Below are 19,501 nucleotides of genomic sequence, written 5' to 3'. Positions count from 1 at the left end.
CCCAGCGGCAGGTGTTCGTTCTCACTGAAGGTGTCGCGTTCTCAGCGAAGGTGTCCGGGGCGGGGGTCTTGTCATTGAAGGTGTCTCGTTCTCATCGAAGCTGTCCCGGTGGTGCTGCAGGTGGGACGGCTGCCGAGTCGGCGCGGAATCCGGTGGCGAGGACACGTCCGAAGCTTCGTGGCGCGGCCTGCCGATCAGGCGGCCGGTCACCGGATCGAGATGACCAAGAGTCCGGAAGGTGCCCTTCCGCGACGCTGAGCTGCGAGGATTGCGCGATGGTGAGGCTGAGAAGGCGCGTGTTCACAGTCGCCGCGGCGGTCGTGAGCGTCATGTCCCTGGCGTTGACCGCGTGTGCGCAGAGCGACTCCGGGGTCGGCAGCGGCGACCGCGAGGCGGCGTACAAGCGTGTCATCAAGGACCCGCACCCGAGTCCTGACGCCGTCATCGAGGCGGCCGGCGCACCGACCGGGGTGGCGCGGGCGGGCGACGGCTCCCTGCTGCTGTCGTACAACGCGCGCTACATCGGGGACGACGAGGGCCCGGCGGCCGCCGCCTGGCGGATCGTCTCGCCGGCCGGCCGCACGGTCGCGCAGCAGGCGTGGCACGCGAACGTGGAGGATCAGCCGGACCAGTACATCGGCGTGCGCGACGGCTTCGTCCGCTGGCACCGCAGCAGCCGAGGCGCGGAGAGCGCGTACGCGCTCGACGTACGCGGCAAGCGGCACAAGGTCACCGCGTCGGACCGCGCGCTGAGCACCCACCCCGACGACATCGTCCTCCACGAGGGGATGCCGGCTCGCTTCTACCGCCCCGCCAACCGCACCATGGCTGCCCCGGCCGGCGCACCGGAATACGTAGACTTCGCGCTGGACGAGCGCGGCTCGGTCTGGTTCGTGGACCAGTCGCGGATGCCTAACCGCGTCGTGCAGCAACGCGACGGCCGCACCCTCACCTCCATGCCGATGCCCAAGCCGTACACCAACGGCGGCGCCGTCACCGCGGCGGGCGGCACGACGGCGTTGGCCTTGCTCCTCGGCGGCCCCAACGGCACGGTCCGAGGCCTGATGGTGACCGCGGACGACGGCGCTCACTGGCGCAGTCTCACCGGGAACGGCATCCCCTGGCAGGACCTCAAGCTCGAATCGGTGTCCCTGGTGCTGCGGGCGCTGCCGGACGGGCGGCTGCTCGTCGGCGAGAAGGGGGGCCGCTGCTGGCTCGCCGACGACCGCTCGAACCGAGCCTTCCACCAGCTCAAGACCCCGGTGCCGTTTGCCTCGTTCACCGCCCGGGGCAAGACGCTGTACGGCATCGCGGACGCGACGAAGCCGACGTACGACCTGGTGAAGGGCGAGGGGCTGTACGCCTCGGACGACGGCGGGCACACGTGGCGGCGGCAGGGGAAGCGCGGCTGACTTGTCGGGGGGCGTTGTTACGTTGGCCCGATGATGGCCGACATCCGTTCTCAGTAAAGGTTGACGGTTCTCGCTGACCTTTGTCGGCGCCACCGCGCGCCATCCCGTACCAGTTCACAAGAAAACACCGCAGGTCACAGCCCTCACCGCTACCCTGCGGGCCAACCGAAACGCTCAGCCGGGCCAACCACAGGGCTCAGGGGCCAACTGAAGCGCTCAGTCACAGGTAGTTGAGGCTGATTGCTGCACGAGGCGTTGACATGGCTCTCGCCGGGCGTTCGATCGAAGTATCAGCATCGTCCGTCCACCCGGCGAGGTTGTGGTCAGTGTGCGCCCGCCCACCGTGTTCGCCAACGCCTCCGGCCGTGAGTGCGAGAGGTTGCGCGGCCAGCTGCGCGGTCCTGGCCGCTCGATGGTTCGGGCGGTGATGGTGTTGCTGTCCCTGCATGGCCTGCCTCCCGCGGAGATTTCCTCGCTGTTGGGGTACGACCCGGCCACGGTGCGGCGGTGGATCGACCGCTTCAACGCCCATGGTGTGGCCGGCCTGGAGGACCGGCCCCGCAGCGGACGGCCGCGGCTGGGCGGGCGCCGGCTGACCGGGCGGATTGCCGCACTGCTGGAGCGGCCCTGGCCGTGGACGGTGCGTCGGCTGCACCACTACCTGGGCCGACCAAAGGTCAGCAGCCGCACCCTGTACCGGCGCCTGCGCGAGGTGGCCGTGTGGCGGCGGCCGAAGCTGATCGCCCGCGGTGATCCACACCGGGACGCCAACCTGGCCGCCCTGCGCCGCCGCATGGCACTGCTTCCCGTCGGCGCGAAGGTCTTCACCGCCGATGAAACGCATGTGCACCTGCTGCCCCACGTCCGTGCCCGCTGGACCCTGCCCGGCCACCGCCCCGAAGTCCTCACCCCGGGCAGGAATCGCCAGGTCACCGTGCTGGGTGCGCTGGAGGTGACCTCCGGCACCTTCTTCTACCGACTCGGGCGCCGCTGTGCGGCCGACTTCCTCGCCCTGCTTCAGCAGCTCCTGGCCGCCTATCCCGATGCCCCGGCCCTTGCCATCGTGTGTGACAACGACCAGATCCACCACGCCCGCGCGGTCCGCGACTTCATCGCCGACCACCCCGGCGTGCACCTGTGGTTCAGCGCCCGCTACAGCCCGCACGACAACCCGACCGAACGGATCTGGGCCGCCCTGAAGACCTTCATCGCGAACACCGCAGCGTCCTGGCCCGGCCGCAAACGACAGATCCATGCCTTCTTCCGCAGCCGATCACCGGATCAGAACCTGGCCACCGCCGCACCCTGGACAAGCCCCTGGTTCCCCACGAGATACCCACAGGACTTCTGGAAAGCCGCTTAGTTGCTTTCGCCCGCTGCCTTCTCGCATGCCGGGCTGTTCCGCAAGGCGAGCAGCGACAGATAGTCGTCGCCATCAGGGGTGCGGTGGATGACTTGAAGGACCCAAGACCCCTTGGTGAGCGATGTCAGTCTGGCCTGCTCATGAGTGCGCCGCTCGGTGACCTTCCACCGCTGCTCACGGAGCGAGCTCACGACCGCGTCGACTTGCGCGTCTGGTGCGGGGGAGAACGTTGCCCAATCCGCCGCGCACCCCTCCATGCCCTTATCTATAGGTACTTCATCCTCTGGGCCCACGCCTGCGTCCTTTGCCGCGGCCACCAGGTCTGCATGAATAGCCGACTGGGTCCAGTCCTTCGAAGACGCGTTCGGCGACTTGGCCTCAGCCTTCGGCGCTCTTTGAGCTGCGCCATCGCCGCACCCCGCCGCGAGCATGAGAATCACAAGGGATGTCCCCACCCCCGCGCCCCGTCTCCTGAGCCTGCTGCACATAGTCTTCCCCACCCCTATCCGACGCCCCATGCATCCTGCGTGGGGCGCCACGGAGTGTTGCACAACGCCGACAAGGTCATGCACTCTCGTCTGGACACTCTCGCTGGCTACACACAGATGGCATGGGGCCATCCCGATGACGGGCCCGGCTACCCGTCCTATCGGCCCTAACGTCCTCTCAGCGCACCGCCCGCATAGCAGCATTGCTCGCCGTGCCCGCGGCGCTTTCCCTGGCCGTGGCGACGCCCGCGTTCGCGCGCGAGGGACACCACTCCTGAGCCTCGAGGACGGGCTCGATCGATCAGACCTACCAGATCAGGGGGGCGTGAACGTTGACGGATTCCTTGGTCAGTGGTGAGTCGCGGATACCGCCGCGTGCGTCTCGGCCCGCAGAACCTCGGCGTCGGGCTGTTCGCTGGCCCAGGCGACATGGCCGTCGGGACGGATCAGCGCGGCACGCACGGTGGACCAGGCGGGGCGTGGGTCGGGCCGATGTGCTGTGTGCGTGATGACGTGGGGAGTGAGGGGCGGTGCCGGGGTGTCGGTGAAGTGCAGCAGGACGTGGCGGCCGGTCCGCAGCAGTGTGAAGAGGTCGGTGCTGTTGGCGAGTTCGAGGTTGGGGGCGCGGTGACCGGTCAGGGGGTGGTGGTGTGCGGGGCTCGGGTAGGTGACGGCCAGTGCGGAGAGCCGTTCGGCCAGGCTTCGGGAGAACTCGGGTACGGTGGCGATGAGTTGGCTCAGGAGCGTGCGCAGGTCCTGGCCCTCCGCCGAGTAGGCGTTCATCAGCGCCGTCTGGGCGCGGGTGCTGAGCAGTAGGTCGGCACCGACCGGGTGGCGTTCGGCGTGGTAGCTGTCCAGGAGCCCGGCGGGGGCGGTGCCTGCCACTGTGGCGGCCAGTTTCCAGCCGAGGTTCGTGGCGTCCTGGATGCCGACGTTGAGGCCCACGCCTCCGGCCGGGTAGTGCATGTGCGCCGCGTCGCCCGCGAGGAGGACGCGGCCCCTGCGGTACTCGGCGGCCTGGCGGGTGGCGTTGCCGAACCGGGAGAGCCAGCTCGGGTCACGCATGCCGAAATCCGTGCCGGCGATCCGGGTCACCTTGGCGCGCAGGCCGTCGAGGGTGAGTTCGCCGGGGTAGCCGGTACCGGTACTGTCCGGGTCACCGCCGACGATCCGGTGGATGCCGCCCGGCATCGGGACAATCATGATGCCGCCGGTCGGGCCTGACACGGCCGGCACCGCTTCCTGTGGCGGGTTGTCCAGGACGACGTCGCCCAGGAAGCCCCAGGTGGTGGCGTCGTTGCCGGGGAAGTCGATGCCCGCCGCTTCGCGCACGGTACTTCGGGTGCCGTCGCAGCCGACGAGGTAGTCGGCGCGCAGCGTGTACGGGCCGTCGGGGCCGGTTGCCTCAACGCTCACCCCGTCTTCGTCCTGGGTAAGACCGGTCACGTGGTGCCCGCGCCGGATTTTGGCTCCGGCCGCATGGGCGTGCTCCTCCAGGAGCTCCTCGGTGCGGGCCTGCGGCAGGGCGAGTGTGAAGGGGTAGGGGGTGTCGAGGACCCCGAAGTCCATCCGGTCGTCAAGGCCGCCGAAGTGGCCGCTGGGGATGCGCCGGCCTTCCTTGAGGAAGGGCTCCAGCGCGCCCCGGGTGGCCAGGGCCTCCAGTGTGCGCGGATGGAGGGTGAGGGCCTTGGAGTGGGGATCCCGCTCGCGGCGAGTTTCCAGGACAGTGACGGGTGTCCCGCCCAGCCGCAGTTCGGCGGCCAGCCACAGCCCGGTGGGGCCGCCTCCTGCGATGACTACGTGCTCGTGCTCCATGGCAGCTCCTCAAGAAGGTCTTGGTCAGTGACCAAGAAGGGGTACGCCCAGTAGACTAGGTCGGTGACCAAGAAGCAAGCAGCGGATCTCACCCGGACTCGGCTCGACCCGGGGGCGGTGGTGCGAACGGCCCTGGAACTCCTCGAGGAGAAAGGCGCGGACGGGGTCTCGATCCGCGGTATCGCGGACCGACTCGGCGTCCGGATGAACACAGTGCTCTGGCATGCGAAGACCAAGGCGCGGCTGTCGGAGTTGATGGCGGACGCGATCGTGGCCGGGGCGCCGGTGGACGGACTGCCCGAGCCCTGGGAACCACGGGTCCGCGAACTGCTCCACCGCTACCGCCGCGCCCTGCTGGCCCACCGGGACGGGGCCAGGATCGTGGCCGGTACGTACGCCGCCGAACCCGCCACACTCCGCTTCGCCGACCTGATGACCGAGGCGCTGCTGGCCGGCGGTCTCGCGGAACGCGAGGCGGTCTGGACCGGCTGGAGCCTTGTCTACTTCGCCTTGGGGCTGGCTCAGGAGGAACAGGCGCTTCCTGACGCGATGGGCCCGGCGTTCGCGCGACGGCTGGACACGGGCGAATACCCCTCACTGTCCCGAGCCGCCGCGTACTTCGAGGACACCTCCTTCGACGAGCGCTTCGACTACGGACTCTCCCGCATCCTGGGGGTGTGAAACGGAACGGCGCCCCAACGGGCGGGCTTTCCACCGTTGCCTCGGTCGGAGCGAGGGTGGAAGCGGTTGGATGACCCGATGGTCCTCAATGGGATCGTCTGAAGGGTTCGAACGGGCACGGCCCGGCGGGACATGCCGGAGCGGTACGGATCCCAGGCCACGGCGCACAATGTCCGGTCGGCGAGTGCCCAGCTGGTCCGCTCAAGGGGCGACCCAGCCGTCGGCGCGTACCGCACCGCCCTGATCGTGCCGGCCGTCATCGGGCTCGTCGCGGCGGAGTTGCTTCCCCGAAGGGTGCGCTAAACCCGCAGCCGGGGAGAAATGCCCTGCCCAGGCGGACACGCCCGCCCTGTCTGTTCGGGCAGCGGAATCTGCCCTGGCGGCTCTCGCGAAGATTCGATGGCCACGAATAGCATCGAACTGCGCGCCTACGAATTGGTTCGGAGCTGGTTCTCGCCCGTTCCGAAACAGCCCGCCCATGACCGGGGTGGCCTCGTAGCCGTGACTGTCCTTGAAGAGATCGAGGGGGATTCATGTCAGAGGGTTTTCAGACGCCAGTCCTTTTCGTCGCCTATCACCGCACAGACTTGGCTCCTGTCCTGATGGACCGAATCCGGGAGGTGCGGCCGGCCAAACTGTTCATCGCCATGGACGGGCCGAAGTCCGATGTCCCGGGTGATGATCTCGCGGTCGCCGAAGTGCGTCGGATCATCGAGGAGAAGATCGACTGGCCTTGCGAAGTCCAGCGCAGATACGGGGACAAGAACCAAGGCTGCAAGGTGAACGTGGCCGGTGCGATCGACTGGTTCTTCGAGCATGTCGAAGCCGGCATCATCATCGAGGACGACACTCTCGCGGATGTGTCCTTCTTCTCCTTCGCCGAGGAGCTGTTGAACCGTTACGCGGACGACAGCGAGGTGATGCATATCGGTGGCACCCACTACCTTGAGCCTCATCTCCGGCCTGAGTCGTACTACTTCTCGAAGTACAACACCATCTGGGGTTGGGCCACGTGGCGGCGTGCTTGGCAGCATTACGACATGTGGATCTCCGACTGGCCCGAGATCGTGAAGAGCGGAGTGCTCGCAGAGCACTTCCCCGACCCGACGGAACGCGAACTGTGGGAAGGGCGTTGGGGTCGCATTTATGAGGGAAAGGGGCAGGACGACTGGGATTACCAGTGGTTCCTGATCTGCCTCCTCCGCGGCAAGGCGATCATCCCGACGGCGAATCTGGTCACCAACCTCGGCTTCCGGGCGGACGCGACGCACACCGCGGACCCCGGCCATGAGTTCGCGGCACTGGCCTGCGACGAGCTGAAGTGGCCGCTGACCCATCCCGCGACCAAGGACAGGGACCGGGATCTCGACGAACGGATCTTTGAGCAGTTGGTGGCCAGGGCGCCGTTCGTGCAGGAGATGCGGCGGCTGAATCAGGCCGCCGGTCGTTGATGTCCAGCCATCGGCCGCAAGCCCGCCATGCCGCTCGTATCGGGGGAACCATGCCGCCCAGGAGAACTTTCCAGCGCGCGGTCGTCACCGGGGGAGCGGGGTTTCTCGGATCGCACCTGTGTGATGCCCTCATCGCCTCGGGGTGCGATGTGTTCTGCGTGGACAACTTGTGCACCGGATCACGGGAGAACATCGGCCACCTGCTCGGCCACCCGCGTTTCACCTTCGTCCGCTCGGATGTCAGTGCCGCGCTCAAAGTGGACGGCCCCGTCGATCTCGTACTGCACCTGGCCTCACCGGCCTCGCCCGTCGCCTACACCCGGCTGGCGATCGAGACACTCCAGGTCGGCAGCCAGGGGACCTCCAACGCCTTGGAGCTGGCGGGCGAGAAGGGCGCCCGTTTCATCCTCGCCTCCACTTCCGAGGTCTATGGAGATCCGCTCCAACATCCCCAGGCTGAAAGCTATTGGGGCAACGTCAACCCCGTCGGCGAGCGCTCGATGTACGACGAGGCCAAGCGGTTCGCCGAGGCGCTGACCGTCGCCCACGCCACGCGCCGCGGTGTGGATGCCGGAATCGTACGGATCTTCAACACCTATGGCCCGCGCCTGCGGTCGGGGGACGGACGCGTCGTTCCGAACTTCATCCGCCAGGCGCTCGCGGACGACCCCATGACCGTCCACGGGGACGGCACCCAGACCCGGTCGCTGTGCTACGTCGACGACACCGTGGACGGAATCCTCCACCTCGCGGCAAGCCCGCACCTCGGCCCCGTCAATATCGGCAACCCCGAGGAACTCAGCGTCACGGAACTGGCCCACCGGATAGGCGGGTTGGTCGGGTCCGCGTCGCCGCTGCGCCACCTGGGCCTCCCGGCGGACGATCCGAAGTGCCGGTGCCCTGACATTTCCCGGGCCGACGCGCTGCTCGGGTGGAAACCGTCCGTCTCGTTGGAGGACGGACTGCGCCGGACGATCGCCTGGTTCTCGAATAACCAGGAAGCGCAGGACCAGGAAGCGCAGGACCAGGGAGTGCCGGACGAGGAAGCACCGGAATTCGAACCGGCGGTCACGAGATCTCCCCGGGGCTCGAAAGAGAGGAGCGTTCCATCATGAGCGAGAGCCGGAGGGAACGCCGGGCGCGCCAGCTCCAAGAGTTCGGCGAGTTCGGCCCAGGTGCTCTGCCCTCCGTCACCGAGGTGCCTCGAAATCCGGTTTCCGTATCCTGCGAAGGTCCGGGTCCCGCCGTGGTCGAGCCTGCGGTCGACGATGTCGACCTGGCGGGTTGGTGTGCGACGGAACCCGAATCCATCAGATCCCTTCTCCATGAGTACGGGGGAATCCTGTTCCGGGGGTTCCGTCCGCCCGGAAGCGAACTATTCCAGCGGTTCTTCGCCGCCGTATGCCCGCACTCCATGGATTACCAGGACCGTTCCTCTCCCCGGTCCGTCGTGGGTGACCGGCTCTATACATCGACCGATCATCCGGCGGATCAGACCATCGCGATGCACAGCGAGCTGTCGTACTCGGCAAGTTGGCCCACCTTGCTGGCCTTCTACAGCGACAAGGCGGCTGACACCGGCGGCGAAACGCCGATCGCCGACACCCGGGTCGTGTTGCGGAACCTCTCCGCCCCGACGCGCGAGCGTTTCATGCGACTGGGCGTCCGTTACCGGCGCGAGTTGCGCACCGGCGTCGGCCTTTCCTGGCAGGAGGTACTCGGAACGCAGTCGAGAGACGAGGCCGAGCGGACCTGCCGCGAACTCGAAATGCGCCACGAGTGGATCGAGGACGGCCTTCGTGTCGAATGGACCCGGCCCGCGATACGGCAGCACCCCGTCACCGGAGAGCAGGTGTGGTTCAACCACGCTTCCTTCTTTCACGCGGAGTCGGTGGAACCGGGCCTCGCCGACGCTCTCGAGGCGGCCGAAATGTCGCCGTTCACCACCGCCTTCGGTGATGGCTCGCCCATCACCGGAGAGGTCGCGACGGAGATCCGGAGCGCGTACGAGCGGGCGCTCGTGGTCCGGCCGTGGATCACCGGCGACATCCTCCTGCTCGACAACATGCTGATGGCGCACGGCCGCCTGCCCTACCAGGGAGCACGCAGGCTGCTCGTGATGATGGGCGGGCCGGCCTCGCCGTAGCCCCCGCACGTCACCCAGCCGCGTCGATCCAGACATCACACCCTCCCCGAAGATGGAGACCGAGGTGCGTCTACACGGGCTCTCCGCCCAGCAACGCCGGAGCTGGCTCCGCGATCCGGAGACGCTCCGCACGAGCGAGTGCGTCCTATCTCTTCCGTACGCCATCGGCATCGACGAGGTGCGCCGAGCCCTCACCACGCCCGCCGTGCGTGAGGGGGCCGCTCGGCGATTCGTCAGGCAGCCGGACCGGATGGTCCCGGTCCGGCTGAACGAAGAGCCGCAGGTCCCCACGGTGACGACCCAGGAGGACGGGCACGGGCGGGCGGCCGTCGAAGGCGCGGGCAGCGCTGGGGTGTCACGGGTTCCGGTCGAGGAATGGGGCGTCACCGTCCGGATACCCGGCGGCGGGCATCGGCTCGTCGTATCTGCACCCACCCTGACCCACGACGCCACATCGCTGCTGTTATGGGCGCGCGACCTCACGGCAGCGCTCGCCGACCCGGACGGCGCGGGCATCGCAGGATCCGCGGACGGGCCCGACTACCTGCACTACACGCGCTGGCAGGACGCGGTGCTCTCGGACATGGACCCGGAGGAGCGCGAGTACTGGCAGGCGAAGCGGGACGATCTGACGCGCTGCGCGTCGCCCCTGAGCACGACCGCACGCTTGGAGCCCGGCCGCGCATGGGAGACGCTCCCGGTGGAGACCGCGGGCCCCGACCTGGACGACCTCCTGCGCACCGCCGAGAAGCTGGACGAGGAGCCCGAAGACCTGCTCCTCGCCTGCTGGGGCTACCTCGTGGCGCAGAACGCGGGCCTCACCGACATCTGCCTGGGTGTCACCTTCCCCGGCCGGGACGCCGAGAGCTTCCACACGCTCCGCGGCCCGCTGGCCAGGACACTGCCGATGGAGTTCACCAGCACCCCGAGCCTGCGCGATGCGACCCGCGCCGTGCGGAAGTCGCGTACCGAACTGGCCGAGTGGCAGGAGTGCTTCGACTGGGGCCTCGAGCCCGACGACCCGGTCGTCTTCCCCGCGGGCTTCCGTGCCCTCACGCTGCCCGCCGAGCCGTCATCCGACCTCCCCGGCGGCGCCCACGTGGAAGGCCTCGTGAACGCGGACAACGCGGCCACTGTGTTCTGCTCCGTGCTGCGTATCGGTAGCAGGCTCCAGCTCCAGCTGGACTTCGACCCGGGCGTCCACGATCCGGCGGCCGTACAGTCCCTGGCCGGTCAGTTCCAGGTCCTGTTGCGGCATGCCGCCCAGGAGCCGGAAGCCCCGCTGCCCGAACGTCTGCTGCACGAGGACGACTTCCACCGAGCCGTGTCCACCTTCGCCGGTCCGTCCAGGACCCGTCCGGACAGCGGTGCCGCCGAGCTGTTCCGGGGGCACGCCCTGCGCGCGCCCGGTCATCCCGCGCTCGTCGACGGCGTACAGACCCTGACGTACGCCCAACTCGACGCCTGGGCGGGCAGGATCGCCGGGCGCCTCGCCGGTCACGACGCGGATCACGTGGGTCTGCTCCTCGGCCCGGGTGCCCCGCTCATCGCCGCGATGCTCGGCTGCCTCTACTCCGGGAAGACCATGGTCCTGATGGATCCCGGCCATCCGGACAGCGTGCTGCGTCACATCCGCGACGACAGCGGCATGGGCGTACTGATCACGGAACGTTCGTACGCCGAGCGGGTCGGCGACTGGGACGTGGCGGCGTTCTTCGCCGACGAGGAACGCTTCGGAGAAGGAGCGGCTGCCGCCCCGGTGCCCGCCGGGCAGGCCGGCCCCGCCTACGTCATCTACACCTCCGGCACGACAGGGCGGCCCAAGGGGGTCGTCGTCCCTCAACGGGCGCTGGTCAACTACGCCCTGTGGCTGGGCGAAGACCTGGGGTTCGACGACCGCGACCGACCGGCGCTCCTCACCTCCGCCGCGTTCGACCTGGGCCATACGGCACTGTGGGGCGCGCTGCTGCACGGCGGCACACTCGTCCTGCCCTCGCAGGACACGCTCGGCGACCCGCACCGCCTCCTGGACGAACTGGTACGGGAGCGCGTCACCGCGCTCAAGCTGACCCCTTCCCTCCTGCGGCTGCTCCTGGACACGGACTCCGGGCAGCTCGCACGACTCGCGCCGCGTCTGCTGGTCGTCGGTGGGGAGGCCGTACGTCCTGCCGACCTTCAACGGCTGCACAAGGCAAGCCCGGCGACGGTGATCGTCAACCACTACGGTCCGACCGAGACGACGGTGGGCTGCATCGCGGAGCGCGTCCAGCCCACCGAACTCGCGGACTTCCTGCGGCGGCCCGTGCTCGGCACACCGATCGCCAACACCAGCGTGCACATCCTCGACGAGAAGCTGCGCCCCGTGGCCCCCGGTGTCGTCGGCGAGATCTGCGTGGCCGGTGACGGGCTCAGCGACGGATATCTGGGTGACCGGGACCTGACCGACGCACGCTTCGTCGACACGCCCCGGACGGGCCGTGTGCACCGCACCGGCGACCTGGGTCTGCGGTTCCCCGACGGACGTATCGCCTTCTCGGGACGTGCCGACGGCCGGCACAAGGTACGCGGCCACCGCGTCGAACTCGACGGCGTCGCGCAGATCCTGCGTGAGCACCCCGGTGTCGACGACGCGGCCGTCGTCCTCGACACCGACCCGGCCGGGCAGAACCGACTCCTCGCCTACTGCGTACCGTCCACGGACCGGACAGGACCGGTCGCCCGCCTGTGCGCCCTCCTCGACAGCGCGCCCGAAGTCGCGCGCGGCTGGACCGAGTTGCCCGACGGGCGTCCGATCCTCTCGCTCAACCCGGCCGAGACGGCATTCGTCCACCAGGAACTGTTCGTCGAACGCGCCTACCTGCGCGAAGGGATCAGCGTCATACCCGGCAGCGTCGTCATCGACGTAGGCGCCAACGTCGGCATGTTCAGCCTCCAGGTGGCAACCGAGGCACCCGGGTCGCGCATCATCGCGATCGAACCCGCACCTGCGGCCTTCGCCCGCCTGCGCGCCAACAGCACCCTGTACGGCGACGCCTGGACACCGGTGGCCGCCGGGCTTTCGTCCGCCGCGGGCCGCGGAACTCTGACGTCGTACGCGGATCACAGCATGCTCGCCACGCTGCACCCCGCTGCGGACGAGGACCGGCAACTGCTCAAGTCGCTCGCGGAGCAGCGTCTGGGGCGTGGCCTCGACCGGACCGAGAGCGATCACCTGGACGAACTGCTCGACGAACAGCTCGCCCCGACCGCCGTCGACTGCGAACTCACCACCCTCTCCCAGGTGATCCGCGACCACGGCCTCGCGCGGGTCGACCTCCTGAAGATCGATGCGCAGCGGGCGGAGTGGGACATCCTCCGTGGCATCGACGACGAGCACTGGCCGCTCATCCGGCAGATCGTCCTGGAGGCCCAGGGCGACACCGCGCACCTCGGACGGATAAACGACGCTCTCGTCGATCGCGGCTTCCGGGTGCGGGCCGAAGGACAGGACCACACCGGTGCCGTCGGCCACGTCCTGATGTACGCGACTCGCCCCGGTACCGATCCGCGGGACGAAGGGGCGACACAGACCCCGATGAGCTGGAGCTCTCCCCGCCGCTTCGTCGCGGACCTGCGGGAACACCTCGCCACGGAACTCCCGGAGCACGCGCTCCCCGCACGCGTCGTCCTGGTTCCCGAAATCCCCCTGACCCGCAACCGCAAGGCCGACCACGCGGCCCTGCGTGCGACGGCGCACGCGCTGGACATCGAACGGCGCCCCACCGAGCCCACCACTGCCATGGGACAGCGCCTTGCCGCGCTGTGGCGGACCGCGCTGGGCGTGGACGAGATCGGGATGGAGAGCCACTTCATCGAAAAGGGCGGGGACAGCCTGAGCTCCGCTCGGCTCGCCACCCGTATCCGGGACGAGCTCGGTACGCACGTGACCATGACGGAGATCCTGCGGACCCCCCGCTTCGAGGATCTGCTGAAGCTCCTGATGAGCAAGTCCACGGCTGTGGACCTGATCGCGCCATCGTCCTGGGGCGACACCCATCCGCTGTCACATCTCCAGGAACGCATCTGGCTGCTGAGCCGTATGGAGGGCGGGAGCGAGGCGTTCAACCTCAGCCGGGCCTTCCACCTGAACGGCGAGGTGCCACCGGACCTCCTCGAGCAGGCACTCGCCGCTGTCGTCGACCGGCACGAAGCATTGCGCACTGTCCTGCGGCAGCCGGAGTTCGGCCAGCAGGTACGCGCCCCCGGTGAGTGCCGCCCACCGCTGACCGTCGAGAGCGCCAAGGACGGGTGGAGCCCGGCGACGGCCGCCGAGCGGACGGTCGCGGAGGCGCGGCGCCCCTTCGACCTCGCGCGGGACGTGCTGCTCCGCGGCACGGTGACGACGTTCGCGGACGGCGGGCACCTGCTGATCCTGACCACCCATCACATCGTCGCCGACGGGTGGTCCGTCGAGGTCCTGGTGGCCGACTTCTTCGAGGCGTACGGGCGTCTGCGCGCCGGGGAGGCCCCCTTCCCCGCGCCGCTGCCCAGACGGCACCGCGACTACGTCCACGTACTGGACGACCTGGCCGGCCGGGCCAGGGAGGAAGCCGCCGGCTACCTGGAGCGCTGGGCCGACCCTTCGGTGTCGATTCGGCCGTTGCCCACCGACGCCCCACGGCCGCCCGTACCGTCCTTCCGGGCCCGCAGCCTCCATCTGGAATGTGCGCCCGATGTGTACGAAGGTCTACGGGATCTGGCCCGGACCCAAGGCGTGACGCCGTTCGTCGTGTGCGTCGCGGCGATCCACGCGGTGCTCGCCCAGTGGACGGGGGAGCGCCAGCAGGTTCTCGCCGCCAGCCTTGCGGGTCGCGATCTGCCCGGCATACGCGACCAGGTGGGCCTCTTCGCGAACACGGTGCTGCTGCGTGGCGATGTGGTGCCGGGCGACCCCTTCGCAGAGGTGGTGCGGAGCACCGGCGCTGAGGTGGAGGAGGCGCTGCGCCATCAGTACCTCGCGCTGTCCGATGTGGTCGACCGCATCGGGACACAGCGCCACGGCGGCCTTTCGAGCGCTCCTTCGGTGGGCATCACCTGGCACAGCATCGACAGGGCCGCCGAGGTGGCGGGCGTCGCCGAGCGGTGTGGATTCCGCTGCGAACCCATCGATATGGACGAACACGCGTCCCGCGCGGAGCTGTGGTTCTTCGTCCTTCCCGGAGACGCGCTGCGGTGGCAGATCATCTACGACGCCGCACTGTTCCGCGAGGAGACGGTGACCGCGGTCGCCAAGGACCTGTCGGAGCTGCTGAGACAGGCGGCTCGCGACCCCGGTCTGCGGGTCGGGCCCGCCGTACCGGACTTCGAGGTGCACCTGTAGCGCCCGGTACCCGCGCACTGGTCCCGGTCGCACCGTCACCCCCTGTTCGCCTCCGCACACTGCGGTTCCCCACGTCACCACTCGCTCCCGCCGGAGGGCACGTTGATGCACAGCGCACTGTCCCAACTCTCCACGTCACAACCGGGATTCGCCGACAAGGAGCCCCGGGAGGCGGAAGTCCGCCTGGAATCCCAGGCGTTGGCCGCCTTCGACCGAGCCGCACGGCACGATCGCTGGAGCGAGCTGACACTCCTGCTCTCGGCTCTTACCTGGTACACGGCGGGCACGGGCGAGGACCGCCCGGTGCGTGTCACGGTGCCGGGACCGGACGGCGTGGCGCGGTTCTTCCCCGTGCCGGTGGACCGCACCGTCTCGCTCCGCGCCCACGTGGGCGCCGTCAAGGAGCACCTGACGGCCGCACTGCGAGGGCGCCGGGGGACGCGGTACGCAGAGGGATACGGCGGGGGCGACGGGTGTGACGTGTACGCCGATGTGTCGAGCTCCGAAGAACCGCCGGAGCAGGGTGGGGTGCGCGTGCGCTACTCGGGCGAGGGCCGGATGCGCGTATGGATGCCGGAAGGCGGGGGAAACCCGGAGGCCGCCGCCTCGGCGATCGGCCGGTTCCTGCTCGCCCTCGGCGACGCCGAGGCGCCCCTGGAGCGGATCGCCCTGCTGAGTGACGATGAGCGCGCGCAGGTCATCGGCTTCGGGACCGGCCCGCTGAAGCCTGAGTGGACGCGCACGTCCCTGGTCGAGCTGTTCCGCGAGAGCTCCCGCATGTTCCCGCACCGGACCGCCGTGATCGACGGTGAGCGTGGCATCGACTACGCGGAACTCGACGCCGACAGCGACCGGATCGCGCATGACCTGCTCACCGGGCACGCGCTGGAACCCGGCCAGGTCGTGGCCGTCGCCTTGGACAACGGGATCGACGGCATCCGGGCCATGCTCGGCGTCCTGAAGGCCCGCGGAGTGCTCCTGTGGCTCGACCCGACCTGGCCCGAGGAGCGGCTTCGCGCCCTGTGTGCGGACGCCGACGCGCGGGCCGTGGTCACCGACGCGGGCCCGCCACCGGCATCGCTGAGCCAGATCCCCGCCCTCGCGATCGGCGCCCCGTCCGCCGGCCGGGGCGGGGATCTGCCGCGGGTGAGTCCCGATGACACCGCCTACCTGCTGTACACCTCCGGCTCGACCGGCCTGCCCAAGGGTGTACTCGTCGGCCACGGAAGTCTCGCCAACATGCTGCGGGACCAAAGCGCGTATGTCGGCGTGACGCAGGACGACAGGGTGCTCCAGCCGTTCTCACCCTCCTTCGACGTCACCCTGCTTGCCACGGGAGCGGCACTGGTCACCGGAGCCGCCGTCGTGCCGGGGCGCATGCGGCACTCCACGGACGACTTCGCGGCGGACGTACGCGGGAGCGGAGTCACGGTCGCCTTCCTCGTACCCACGCTGCTCCGCTCGATGACGCCCGACGATCTGCCCGACGCAGGCACGGTCATCAGTGGCGGGGAGCCCTTGCGGGAGCAGGACGTGCGGCGGTGGTCCGGAGCAGGCCGACGAGTGATCAACTCCTACGGCGCGACGGAGACGACCTGCTGCACCAGCGCCGGCGACGTGGTGCTCGGCGGCGAGATCACGATCGGCACACCGATCGCCAACACCCGCATCCGCGTGCTCGGCACCGGGGGCGAGTTGATGCCGATCGGCGCCGTCGGAGAGATCTGCGTGGAGGGCGCGGCCGTGGCGCGGGACTACCTGCACGCCGATGCGCCGCTGGCGCAGCCCGTGCCAGGACTCTCCGGTGTGCGCCGCTACCGTACGGGTGATCTCGGGCGCTGGTGTGCCGACGGGCGCCTTGAGGTGATCGGACGCCGTGACCGGCAGGTGCAGATCGGCGGCCACCGCGTCGAACCTGCGGAGGTCGAGGCCGCGTTGCTGAACCTTCCCGGTGTCGACGCCGCGGGTGTCGTCGCCTCGCAGGGACGCCTGTGCGCGTTCGTGGCCGGGGACGAGGCCCTGGAACCCCGCGTCCTCGCGGCCGAGTTGTCCGCGGTTCTGCCCACCCACGCGCGTCCGGACCGCACGGTGGTCCTCGCGCGGCTGCCGGAGACCGCCGGTGGCAAGACCGATCTGGAGGCCCTCGCCCGGCTCGCGGCGGACGCCGACCAGGACGCCGGCGAGTCCACGGGCCCCGAAGGGCCGTGGGAGGAGCGCCTGTTCGACCTGTGGCAGGAACTCCTCGAGCAGGCTCCCACCGGAGTGACCGACAATTTCTTCGGCCTTGGGGGCACCAGTCTGACGGCACTGCGGATGCTGTCCCGGCTGCAGTTGGAGACGGGCGCTCCCGTCTCCATCTCCGTCTTCTTCGAGGCCCCGACCATCCGGGCCTTGGCAGTCCACTGCGCCGAGGTCCTCGCGCAGTCCGCATCGTCGCCCGAAGCCGCCCCGGAACCCGGCCGCCCGGAGGACCAGGACCAGCCGCTTCCGCTGTCGCCGGGGCAGCTCGGCGTGTGGCTGGCGTGCGCTCGTGGCGAGGCGGATGCCGCGTACAACGTTCCCCGGTGCTTCGAGCTGACGGGTGCGCTCGACGTCGACGGTCTCCGCGCCGCGGTGTCCGACCTCGGGCGTCGGCACGGGGCTCTGCGGACGATCTTCACCTCCCAGCGGGGCACGCCGGTACAACGCGTCCACGCGGAGCCCTTGGCATCCCTGGAGATCCTGCAGGCGCCAGTGAGCCCCGACGAGCGCACGGCTGCGATCGACACCCTCTGCGCCACGCCGCTCTCGCTGGAGACGGGCCCCCTGCTGCGCGTCGTCCTCGTCGAAGGGGAGCAGTCCAGGACGACGCTCGTCGTCATCGCTCACCACATCGTGTGCGAGGGGTGGTCGATGGCACTGCTACTCGATGACCTCGCGGCGCTGTACGGAGCCCGCACGCGGGGAACCGCGCTTCCTCATCCGCCCGCTCTGCCCTACGAGGCCGTCGCCGCGCGTCAGAGCACCCAGGCGCACGCCGACCGGGCGGCGCGGCAACGGGCCGAGTGGCGCGAGCGCCTGTCCGGTGCCCGCGGGGTGACGTTCCCGACCGCCCCCGGCCCCGCTGCCGCCCCGGCGGCCAGCGGCTGCGTCACCCGCCGCTTCACCACCGTGGAACGCGACAGGCTGCGCGAGTTCGCCCGCGGCCACCAGCTGAGCCCGTTCGCAATGGTCCTCGCCGTCGTGTCCTTCGCCTTGCGCGAGGCATCAGGGCAGGAGGACATCGTCGTCGTCTCGCCCGTGTCGCTGCGGGGCGATCCTGACCTGGACGACCAGATCGGCATGCACCTCAACATGCTGCCGCACAGGGTCGGCACCCAGGGCGCGCACACCATGGCCGACATCCTCGCCCGGGTGCGGGAGACGGTGCACTGGGGCCTGGACCGGCGAACCTGCCCGTACACCGACGTGCTCGCCGACCTCGGAATGCCGGGCGCGGCCTTCCCCGTCGAACTCGACTACCGTGCCGCCGACGTACGGGCGGATCCCGCCGAGTGGGCCCTGGGAGACGTCATCGGCCGACGGCTGCCCCGACGTACGGCGGTGGCGCGCAAGTTCGGCTGGGACCTGCTGTTCACGGAGGACGAGCAGGGCCTGCGCCTCGAAGCGCTCTACGACACCGCGGCCCACACGGAGAACTCGGCCGAGGCCGTCGTCACGCGCATCGCGCGGCTGCTCGCCGACACCGTCGACGGACGTGACCCGGCGCTCGCGGCGGCGCCCGCCGCGAGTGACGCGGCGACCGCGCTGGCCGCCCGGCGCGCACGGCTCAAGCGCCGTATGTCCGGCAGTGCCGGGGAAGCTGCCTCGGCCGACGTACCGGCGCGCCTTCCCGAGCCCGGCCAGTCCATGGCCGAACGGCTCGACAACGACCGGGAGTTGCTCGACAACCTCGGCGACCACGGCGGCTTCGTGCTCTACCGCGACACCGGCGCCGACTCGCCCGAGGGGTTCCGCAAGGTGCTCGACCTGCTCGGCTCCGCGCCCCTGCCCTACGAAGAGCGCTCATCCGACCGCCGAGAGGTGGCGCCGTCCCTCTACACATCGACGGAACACCCCGCGGACCAGCCGATCAAGCTGCACACCGAGCACTCGTACGCGCAGAGCTGGCCCTTGCGCCTGACGTTCTGCTGCATACACCCGGCCGACTCCGGCGGCGAGACCAGTGTGGCCGACCTGTCCGAGATCACCCAACGGCTGCGCCCCGAGACCGTCGCCAGGTTCCGTGACGAAGGCGTCCGTTACGTACGCAACTTCGGCGGTGGCCTCGGTCTTGAGTGGCCCACGGTCTTCGGCACCGACGACCGCGCGGAGGTCGAGGAGTACTGCCGCAGCCATGACATCTCGTACGAATGGCGGGGCGGCGACCGGCTGCGGACGACGTTCTGGCGTCCCGCGCTGCAGACCCACCCGCACACCGGACGGGAAGTCTGGTTCAACCACGCCTACTTCTTCAGCCCCAACAGCCTCGATCCCGCTCTGCGCGCCGAACTGCTCGACCACTGCGACGCGGACGACCTGCCCTTCCGGACGCTGTACGGCGGCGGGCAGGAGATCGAGGACCCGGTGATCGAGGAGCTCGGGCGCGCCTACAACGCGACGCTGCGCACAGTGTGCTGGCAAAGGGGCGACGTGCTGATCGTGGACAACATGTCGGCCGCCCACGGCCGCATGCCCTACCAGGGGCGGCGCGAGGTGCTTGTCGCCATGTCGCACGGCCACACGCCGGGACCGAACACGTAAGTCC

At 69.7% G+C, this 19,501-nt stretch carries 10 protein-coding genes; 8 read left to right on the top strand and 2 right to left on the bottom strand.

Annotated features, from left to right (window positions below; genetic code table 11):
- Positions 1 to 296 precede the first annotated feature (296 nt).
- Positions 297 to 1,412 carry a hypothetical protein gene (locus ACFUPX_RS16545; protein WP_383321949.1) on the top strand — a complete coding sequence of 372 codons (1,116 nt, stop codon included), beginning with the start codon at positions 297 to 299 and terminating at the stop codon, positions 1,410 to 1,412.
- A gap of 328 nt (positions 1,413 to 1,740) precedes the next feature.
- On the top strand, positions 1,741 to 2,775 hold the full coding sequence (locus ACFUPX_RS16540) for an IS630 family transposase (RefSeq protein ID WP_383321946.1): 1,035 nt from the start codon (positions 1,741 to 1,743) through the stop codon (positions 2,773 to 2,775).
- Here the strand turns inward: ACFUPX_RS16540 and ACFUPX_RS16535 are convergent.
- Together ACFUPX_RS16535 and ACFUPX_RS16530 are read right to left on the bottom strand one after the other, a co-directional pair.
- Positions 2,772 to 2,966 carry a hypothetical protein gene (locus ACFUPX_RS16535; RefSeq protein ID WP_383321943.1) on the bottom strand — a complete coding sequence of 65 codons (195 nt, stop codon included), beginning with the start codon at positions 2,964 to 2,966 and terminating at the stop codon, positions 2,772 to 2,774. The two genes, ACFUPX_RS16540 and ACFUPX_RS16535, sit on opposite strands and share 4 nt — an antisense overlap.
- Before the next feature lie 645 nt (positions 2,967 to 3,611).
- A complete protein-coding gene (locus ACFUPX_RS16530; protein WP_383321940.1) occupies positions 3,612 to 5,078 on the bottom strand; it encodes an FAD-dependent monooxygenase in 1,467 nt (488 codons plus the stop codon).
- Between the two features lie 63 nt (positions 5,079 to 5,141).
- Here ACFUPX_RS16530 and ACFUPX_RS16525 point away from each other — a divergent pair, with 63 nt between their 5' ends.
- The 6 genes from ACFUPX_RS16525 to ACFUPX_RS16500 all read left to right on the top strand — a co-directional run bounded on the left by ACFUPX_RS16525 (position 5,142) and on the right by ACFUPX_RS16500 (position 19,497).
- A complete protein-coding gene (locus tag ACFUPX_RS16525; RefSeq protein WP_383321937.1) occupies positions 5,142 to 5,759 on the top strand; it encodes a TetR/AcrR family transcriptional regulator C-terminal domain-containing protein in 618 nt (205 codons plus the stop codon).
- Positions 5,760 to 6,292: 533 nt separating this feature from the next.
- Positions 6,293 to 7,210, top strand: a complete 918-nt coding sequence (locus tag ACFUPX_RS16520; protein WP_383321934.1) for a hypothetical protein — start codon at positions 6,293 to 6,295, stop codon at positions 7,208 to 7,210.
- Between the two features lie 50 nt (positions 7,211 to 7,260).
- Positions 7,261 to 8,325 carry a UDP-glucuronic acid decarboxylase family protein gene (locus tag ACFUPX_RS16515; protein WP_383322089.1) on the top strand — a complete coding sequence of 355 codons (1,065 nt, stop codon included), beginning with the start codon at positions 7,261 to 7,263 and terminating at the stop codon, positions 8,323 to 8,325.
- Positions 8,322 to 9,356, top strand: a complete 1,035-nt coding sequence (locus tag ACFUPX_RS16510; protein WP_383321931.1) for a TauD/TfdA family dioxygenase — start codon at positions 8,322 to 8,324, stop codon at positions 9,354 to 9,356. The genes ACFUPX_RS16515 and ACFUPX_RS16510 overlap by 4 nt, the downstream gene beginning before the upstream one ends.
- A gap of 52 nt (positions 9,357 to 9,408) precedes the next feature.
- Entirely contained in the window at positions 9,409 to 14,715 is a 5,307-nt protein-coding gene (locus tag ACFUPX_RS16505) for an amino acid adenylation domain-containing protein (protein WP_383321928.1), read from the top strand.
- A gap of 105 nt (positions 14,716 to 14,820) precedes the next feature.
- A complete protein-coding gene (locus tag ACFUPX_RS16500; protein WP_383321925.1) occupies positions 14,821 to 19,497 on the top strand; it encodes an AMP-binding protein in 4,677 nt (1,558 codons plus the stop codon).
- Positions 19,498 to 19,501: the final 4 nt, after the last annotated feature.

Origin of the sequence: Streptomyces sp. NPDC057302 (assembly GCF_042667685.1) — a bacterium.
GTDB lineage: Bacteria > Actinomycetota > Actinomycetes > Streptomycetales > Streptomycetaceae > Streptomyces.
Note: the sequence above shows the minus strand (reverse complement) of the source record. Positions and strands in the feature narration are given on the sequence as shown.

What these genes read in the sequence shown, in the direction of transcription:
- ACFUPX_RS16530 (WP_383321940.1), bottom strand. Translation starts at nt 5,078, where the DNA reads ATGGAGCACGAGCACGTAGTCATCGCAGGAGGCGGCCCCACCGGGCTG.
- ACFUPX_RS16520 (WP_383321934.1), top strand. Translation starts at nt 6,293, where the DNA reads ATGTCAGAGGGTTTTCAGACGCCAGTCCTTTTCGTCGCCTATCACCGC.
- ACFUPX_RS16515 (WP_383322089.1), top strand. Translation starts at nt 7,261, where the DNA reads ATGCCGCCCAGGAGAACTTTCCAGCGCGCGGTCGTCACCGGGGGAGCG.
- ACFUPX_RS16510 (WP_383321931.1), top strand. Translation starts at nt 8,322, where the DNA reads ATGAGCGAGAGCCGGAGGGAACGCCGGGCGCGCCAGCTCCAAGAGTTC.
- ACFUPX_RS16505 (WP_383321928.1), top strand. Translation starts at nt 9,409, where the DNA reads ATGGAGACCGAGGTGCGTCTACACGGGCTCTCCGCCCAGCAACGCCGG.
- ACFUPX_RS16500 (WP_383321925.1), top strand. Translation starts at nt 14,821, where the DNA reads ATGCACAGCGCACTGTCCCAACTCTCCACGTCACAACCGGGATTCGCC.